Annotated in this window: 6 protein-coding genes and 1 tRNA gene; 4 read left to right on the top strand and 3 right to left on the bottom strand. The window is 44.7% G+C overall.

Annotation, left to right across the window (positions count from 1 at the left end; translation table 11 throughout):
- The first annotated feature begins 407 nt into the window (after window positions 1–407).
- A complete protein-coding gene (locus tag PN466_RS07930) occupies window positions 408–677 on the top strand; it encodes a helix-turn-helix domain-containing protein (RefSeq protein ID WP_271938426.1) in 270 nt (89 codons plus the stop codon).
- A gap of 735 nt (window positions 678–1,412) precedes the next feature.
- On the opposite strand, the gene PN466_RS07925 is transcribed toward PN466_RS07930, so the two are convergent.
- Both PN466_RS07925 and trxA read right to left on the bottom strand, forming a co-directional pair.
- Window positions 1,413–1,483: transfer RNA gene (locus PN466_RS07925), tRNA-Gly, on the bottom strand.
- Window positions 1,484–1,587: 104 nt separating this feature from the next.
- Window positions 1,588–1,905: a thioredoxin gene (trxA, locus tag PN466_RS07920; protein ID WP_271938424.1), complete on the bottom strand. Its 318-nt coding sequence runs from the start codon at window positions 1,903–1,905 to the stop codon at window positions 1,588–1,590.
- 218 nt (window positions 1,906–2,123) lie between these two features.
- On the opposite strand from trxA, the gene fabG reads away from it, so the two are divergent.
- On the top strand, window positions 2,124–2,870 hold the full coding sequence (gene fabG / locus PN466_RS07915) for a 3-oxoacyl-[acyl-carrier-protein] reductase (protein WP_271938422.1): 747 nt from the start codon (window positions 2,124–2,126) through the stop codon (window positions 2,868–2,870).
- A 62-nt stretch (window positions 2,871–2,932) separates the two neighbouring features.
- Here fabG and PN466_RS07910 read toward each other — a convergent pair whose 3' ends face one another.
- Window positions 2,933–4,009 carry an ATP-dependent 6-phosphofructokinase gene (locus PN466_RS07910; RefSeq protein ID WP_271938420.1) on the bottom strand — a complete coding sequence of 359 codons (1,077 nt, stop codon included), beginning with the start codon at window positions 4,007–4,009 and terminating at the stop codon, window positions 2,933–2,935.
- Between the two features lie 146 nt (window positions 4,010–4,155).
- On the opposite strand from PN466_RS07910, the gene era reads away from it, so the two are divergent.
- Window positions 4,156–5,133 carry a GTPase Era gene (gene era, locus PN466_RS07905; RefSeq protein WP_271938418.1) on the top strand — a complete coding sequence of 326 codons (978 nt, stop codon included), beginning with the start codon at window positions 4,156–4,158 and terminating at the stop codon, window positions 5,131–5,133.
- 523 nt (window positions 5,134–5,656) lie between these two features.
- A complete protein-coding gene (locus PN466_RS07900; protein WP_271938416.1) occupies window positions 5,657–6,346 on the top strand; it encodes a PEP-CTERM sorting domain-containing protein in 690 nt (229 codons plus the stop codon).
- The last annotated feature ends 150 nt before the right edge of the window (window positions 6,347–6,496 follow it).

The following is a 6,496-nucleotide window of genomic DNA, read 5'->3' as shown; positions in this document are numbered from 1 at the left end:
TGAAACACCACACCCAAAACGTTAAACCCTCCTGCTACTTCAGGAATGCGTTGTTGTTTAACCATTTGTTGACTCCTTTCTTCAGATTGAGTAAGTGAAAGAAGGGTCAACAGGTGAACCAAATTGTCAAGGTACAATGGAAGATGTCCTTTTTCAGTCGTCATACACGATCCCTCTGTACATACACAGAGAAAGTTGTACGTAAATGACTATGAAAAGGTGGCACTCTGAAAAGTAAATACCGGTTACCAACACTTGGTGATTGCCTTCAGTTAAGCGATAGTAGTGCTTAGAGGCTCTAGACCAGGAGTGCTTGGCTCCGATGTCCTTATTGTAGCACCGCTGAAATTTCAGCGCAATGCATAGCTATCTATGAAAACCATTTATCATAGATTATCTATTGAATTATGAGTCAACAATCGAGTTTTAGAAATTTATTGTATGCCTCCTCTGAGTGGGACGATTGTCATCCATTGGAGCGACTTCGCAAGGAGCGAACGACTTTGAAGCAGAAGGAAGTCGCGTCAATCCTTGGTGCAGCAGAAAGCACGTACCGGGGATGGATGGCAAAAGATAAAGAGCCGCCCTTAAGCTCTGGGCAAATTCAGACGCTTTGCAGAATCCTTGATATCACCTTCGATGAGTATTGCGACCTATTTAAGGACTATGAGGATTAAGGATAGAATTCCCATACATCCAGACTATCTACCTTCATAGGGGTATATCGTAGGAATTTAGCCTAAAATTAAGCCTAAAATTTAGGCTAAAACTGCTCACAACACCCCTACGAGGAAATAGGTGTGGTCAGATAAAGTGTCTCCTGCATACGATTGCCCCCTATAGCGCTTGCAGGAAAATCAAAATCAACCTCAACGAAGACTGTCAACCCCGAACAAAGAGAGCCGTAGGGAAGGGTTGACGGTGTGAGTGAGTTGATTAAATTTTCAATAGCAGCGCTATAGGAAAGGGAGCCGCTAAGATTTGGGTCACCCTCAAAGCATTACCAGATGGGGATTTCAAGAATAAAACTTGATTATTTGGGTCACCCTCTAATGCTGATTCTTTCGTAAGCGCCGCCTATTTAATTTAATAGCAAGTAGGCTCATGTTCGTATTGGATGAGTGAGTTAGTTGATTAAGGATTCAAGTGACGTATCATAGCAAGGTCAATTGCATAAGACTGTCTTATAGTTTCTGTAAATTATACTTATGTGATGGTCATGTGATTGATGTATTGATGGAAGTCTATGACAATGCTTTTGTGGATAGATTTCCTTTGTTTACATGACCTATTTACCTCATACTCTTTTCTGGAGTGGTAGAGTGGTTTTAGGTAGATTTTAGGTAGAACTATAGCCTTCCAAGCTATCGATGGGGATGAGAGTCCCTTTACCTATAAGACTTATATGATCAAGCGGGTAGGGGGAATCGAACCCCCATCAATAGCTTGGAAGGCTATGGTTTTACCACTAAACTATACCCGCAAGTCGGGCAAACTAACGGACTCAACCGTTTATTACCCACTTTTACTAAGATAACACAAGTTTTAGGAAAAAGCCAGACTTTGGGGAAATTTTCTTCAAGTTCGTTAAATCAGGGTTTGGAGGCGAGCCATCAGGGGTTCTACCTTAATCACGCCTTCAATTTTATCGACGGGTTTCCCCTGTTTAAAGAGGATCAGGGTCGGTAACGCTTCCACCTGGTACTCAGAAGCCAGTTGGGGATATTTATCTGAATCAATCTTCACGACTTGGAGAGCTTGGCCCATCTGAGTTTGCACTTGCTCCAAAATTGGCACCATTATTTTGCAGGGGCCGCACCAAGTGGCGTAGAAATCGACCAAAACTGGGACATCCGATTGGGCCAGGAGGTCAGCAAAACTCTTAAATTGTTTTTTAATCGCCATATTAGATCAATTAAAAATTGGGTATGGGTTAAAGAAGAGTTGCCTCTAGCAAGGCTAATACAGGCTCTACAGGACGACCTTCACCCATTTTACTTCCATTCGATCGTAGCAAACATTGAAGGATTTGATATTAAATTCGGCAAAAGTTAGGCAACTCCCCCCATTCTAAGGCAAAATGCCCTCAGCCTAACTTTAAGAAATAGCAGGAGAAGTGGTTTATGGGGAACCAATTACAAAATCAAGTGGCCTTAGTAACCGGAGCGTCTAGGGGAATTGGTCGGGCGATCGCCCTTTCCTTAGCCGCAGAAGGAGCGAAAGTAGCGGTTAACTATGCCAGCTCTAGCGGTGCAGCCGAAGAAGTCGTCAGTCAAATCAAAGACCAAGGAGGAGAGGCGATCGCCCTTGGGGCAGATGTTTCCCAAGCAGAAGCCGTCGATACCCTGGTTAAAGCCGTTATGGATGAATGGGGACAGATTGATGTCCTGGTCAATAACGCCGGGATTACCAGAGATGGCTTACTCCTACGGATGAAACCGGAAGACTGGCAAGCCGTCATTAACCTCAACCTGACCGGCGTATTTCTCTGTACCCGTGCCATCAGTAAAATCATGATCAAAAAACGTCGAGGCCGAATTATCAACATTGCCTCGGTTTCTGGACAAATGGGAAATCCAGGTCAAGCCAATTATAGTGCCGCCAAAGCTGGAGTAATTGGATTTACCAAAACAGTTGCCAAAGAAATCGCCAGTCGTGGCGTAACCGCTAATGCGGTTGCTCCCGGTTTTATCGCTACCGACATGACCAAAGATCTAGCAGCAGATGAAATCCTGAAACTGATTCCCCTGGGTCGCTATGGTCAACCCGAGGAAGTCGCGGGAATGGTGCGTTTCTTAGCGGCCGATCCTGCCGCCGCCTATATTACAGGTCAAGTCTTTAACGTTGATGGTGGCATGGTGATGGCCTAATGTCTCGATCCGGTTCGAGATCGGACAAGGGGCTAGGGGCCCCTTGTTGAAACCGGGGAGAACTAATCGCCCAAACAAATTCCCAGACCTCTGGCTGTTTTCACCAACGTGCCTTCTGGATTGACGGTTTGGTAATGTTCGATCGCCTTTTCAATGGGCACACTCACAACTTGCCGATGTTGCCAAGTTACCACGTGATCGTACATCTCCTGAGCCACTAAATCGACGGCTGCTACTCCAAACGCCGAAGCCACCAGGCGGTCAATGGGTGCGGGAATCCCTCCCCGTTGGGTATGGCCTAACACCGTTACCCGTGTTTCTGCGCCGATTTCCGAGGTAATCCCTTTAGCAATCTCCTGGCCAATCCCTCCATAGCGACTCTCTCCGAGACCAACTACATTGGTCATCGATCCACCTTCAACACTTTTCACCGCTTCAGAGACAATCACCAAAGAATAGCTTTTACCCAGCTCTCGACGGTTAACAATGTGCTTACAAACCTTCTGAATATCGTAGGGAATTTCGGGAATTAGGATCACATCCGCACCGCCAGCAATTCCAGCACTGATGGCGATATGACCCGCATCTCGGCCCATCACTTCTAGAATTAAGACTCGGCTATGGCTGGCGGCGGTAAATTGGAGGCGGTCTAAGGCTTCTGTGGCAATATTAACCGCCGTTTGGAAGCCAATGGAGCGTTCGGTAATGCCAATGTCATTATCAATGGTTTTGGGGATACCGATAATGTTCATATTGCCTTGTTGGGCCAGTTTACGCAGAATAGCTAGAGATCCATCTCCACCAATCACTAATAGGGCATCAAGCCCTAATTGGTGATATCCTTCGATCATTTCTTGGGAGCGATCGAGTAATGTTCCATCGGGCATGGGATAAGCGAAAGGGTCACCCTTGTTGGTGGTTCCTAATATGGTTCCCCCAGTAAGCAATAATCCACGAATGTTTGTACGAGTTAATTCTTTCACTTTTGGAGGACGCTCCAATAAGCCTAATGTGGCTTGATGAATTCCAAAGACTTCATAACCGTAGGTTCCTATGGCATGATAGACCACAGCCCGAATCGCAGCATTAAGACCTGCACAGTCTCCGCCACTGGTCAAAATACCAATGCGTTTTCCCATAACCTTATGTCCTCCGGTAGCCTTTAAGTTGAATGAAGACAAAGGGCTAAGTGGCCCTTACAGGAGTAAATTAAACTCAAATTCTCTCAAAGTTCGATAACCTCAACTTGACTTAATCTTTGTTCTTTCCTGACTTACGATCCCCCATGACTCATTCTCACGATCCCCAATCTGAAGCCTTGGACGATATTTCTCCTGCATCCTTTAATTTGATTCCTGAACCCCCTCCTGGCTTTAAGTCTGGGTTTGTGGGGATTATCGGCCGCCCCAATGTCGGTAAATCCACTATTATGAATCAGTTGGTGGGACAGAAAATTGCCATTACTTCGCCCGTAGCCCAAACGACGCGCAACCGCTTACGGGGCATTCTAACGACTTCAGCCGCCCAATTTATTTTTGTGGATACCCCTGGAATTCATAAACCCCACCATGAGTTAGGGAAGGTTTTGGTGGAAAATGCAAAGTTGGCGATTAAATCGGTGGATGTGGTGTTATTTGTGGTCGATAGTTCTGTTCCTGCGGGAGGGGGCGATCGCTACATTGTTGAGCTACTCTCTAGTGTGAAACTGCCGATTATTCTTGGTCTCAATAAAGCGGATCAACAACCCGATGATTCTGAAGCGATCGACCAAACCTACGAACAACTCGCCCAAGCTCACCACTGGCCAATCCTAAAATTTTCTGCCCTTACGGGTGAGGGATTAGACTCTCTACAAAATCTGCTGGCAGACAATCTAGAACCCGGCCCCTACTATTATCCTCCCGATTTGGTCACTGACCAACCGGAACGCTTTATCATGGGCGAATTAATCCGGGAACAAATCTTACTCCTTACGCGCCAAGAAGTTCCTCATTCGGTAGCCGTAGAGATTGAACGAGTCGAAGAAACCCCAAAAATCACCCGCGTTTTTGCGGCTATTAATGTGGAACGAGACTCCCAAAAAGCTATTCTGATTGGTAAAAAGGGAGCCATGTTAAAAAGTATTGGTATGGCTGCACGAGAACAAATGCAAAAACTGATTTTAGGTCAAGTTTATCTGGAATTATTTGTTAAAGTCAGACCCAAATGGCGACAATCTCGCACTCGTCTTTCTCAATTTGGCTATCAAGTGGGAGAGGATTAATATAGCGCGAAACGCTAGGGAAGAGAGGATGGTAGCTCGGTTTTAGGATTCAACCGTGTTCTAACTTACGTCAGTTTTGGCTCAAGAATTGATGGATTCCAAGCCTCATAAGCGCTTATTTTTCCAGAAGGGATTAAAGGTTCTATCCCTTATACAGTCTACTCTTTAGCCTCTTTGTCATCCCTTAAGCAGATTTCCTATTCCTTCAATCCGGAGAGTGACAGAAAAGGGATGACTAAAACTGATGTTAAAGTAAGTATTTCTACGTCCCATAATCCCCAATTAAATTCTAGAATTGGGCCTCTACATGCGTTTTTTCGGAGATGCTTCATGAAAACTTCATAAAACCTATCATTTTTATGAAGTTCTTATGAAGAATAGGGTCTAGGGGTTCACGATTTTTACTGAAAAACACTAACCTAAGTTAAAAGCTAAAAGCTATCACAGATTCTCAAGAGCAGATCAATATGCTCTGAATTGATCTTTCAAACTATCCCTTTTATCTCTAATCAGAATAGATATCATGATTAACCATAACCCCTTTACCCATATCCTCCGTGGAATCTCCATAAGTATTTTTACTGCTAGTATTTCTACGCTTGCTGTTAATCCAGCTCATGCCTTTTCTATTGGCAAATATCGTGTGAATAATCATCCAGATGGCAATGCAGCTCCACCAGCATACTGTCTTCGGCTGGATGGCTTAGTCTCTGGTAACTCTAGCGACATCTACACTTTCAACTGTGAAGATTCTCAATCTGAGGTCTTCCTAGAATATGATGGATCGAGCGTTACTATTTCTGGGAAAGTGTTTGGAGGACTTGATGTAGGTTCAAGTTATGATAATCCTGTCGTTTGGGATCTCGATTTTACTTATAACAATGTAACAACAAATGGTGACGGGCTAGTCGTCTGGGGTGATGGACAGGGGCAAGGGAATATTTCTTCTACTGTCGGTTCCTATGACCTCTTTGATTATAAAGGAGTGCATGACTACTCTTTCAAAATTGATACAGATCATCGAGGTGAAGAGGGTTATTCAGGATGGGGTTGGCTCAATCATGCTGATGAGGGGACTCTTCGTGAAGATGCAACTCATCTATATGCTTCTGACTGGCTATTTACTGTGGAAAAAGTTCCTGAACCGAGCGCTGTTCTTGGGTTAGCGTTCATTGCTGGTTTCGCTGCGCTCAAGCGCCGCCAGTCTCGCTAATCGACTTAAATTCTGTCACTTGAGGCTGTTATAACATTGTCAAATAAACGTCAGTTTTGGGTAAGCCAAAACGCTATCGTTGGCTGTAATCTCCATTCCTTCATCGCATCAGCCGCAAAATGCCCTTAACCAAAACTGACGTTAACTTTG

It is taken from the genome of Roseofilum reptotaenium CS-1145, from assembly GCF_028330985.1.
Lineage (GTDB): Bacteria > Cyanobacteriota > Cyanobacteriia > Cyanobacteriales > Desertifilaceae > Roseofilum > Roseofilum reptotaenium.
The sequence above is the reverse complement of the archived record's forward strand: the minus strand, read 5'-3'. Positions and strand labels throughout refer to the sequence as shown.

Bases quoted from the DNA above. Each gene is read 5' to 3' on its own strand.
- PN466_RS07930 (WP_271938426.1), top strand. From the start codon at position 408: ATGAGTCAACAATCGAGTTTTAGAAATTTATTGTATGCCTCCTCTGAG.
- trxA (WP_271938424.1), bottom strand. From the start codon at position 1,905: ATGGCGATTAAAAAACAATTTAAGAGTTTTGCTGACCTCCTGGCCCAA.
- fabG (WP_271938422.1), top strand. From the start codon at position 2,124: ATGGGGAACCAATTACAAAATCAAGTGGCCTTAGTAACCGGAGCGTCT.
- PN466_RS07910 (WP_271938420.1), bottom strand. From the start codon at position 4,009: ATGGGAAAACGCATTGGTATTTTGACCAGTGGCGGAGACTGTGCAGGT.
- era (WP_271938418.1), top strand. From the start codon at position 4,156: ATGACTCATTCTCACGATCCCCAATCTGAAGCCTTGGACGATATTTCT.
- PN466_RS07900 (WP_271938416.1), top strand. From the start codon at position 5,657: ATGATTAACCATAACCCCTTTACCCATATCCTCCGTGGAATCTCCATA.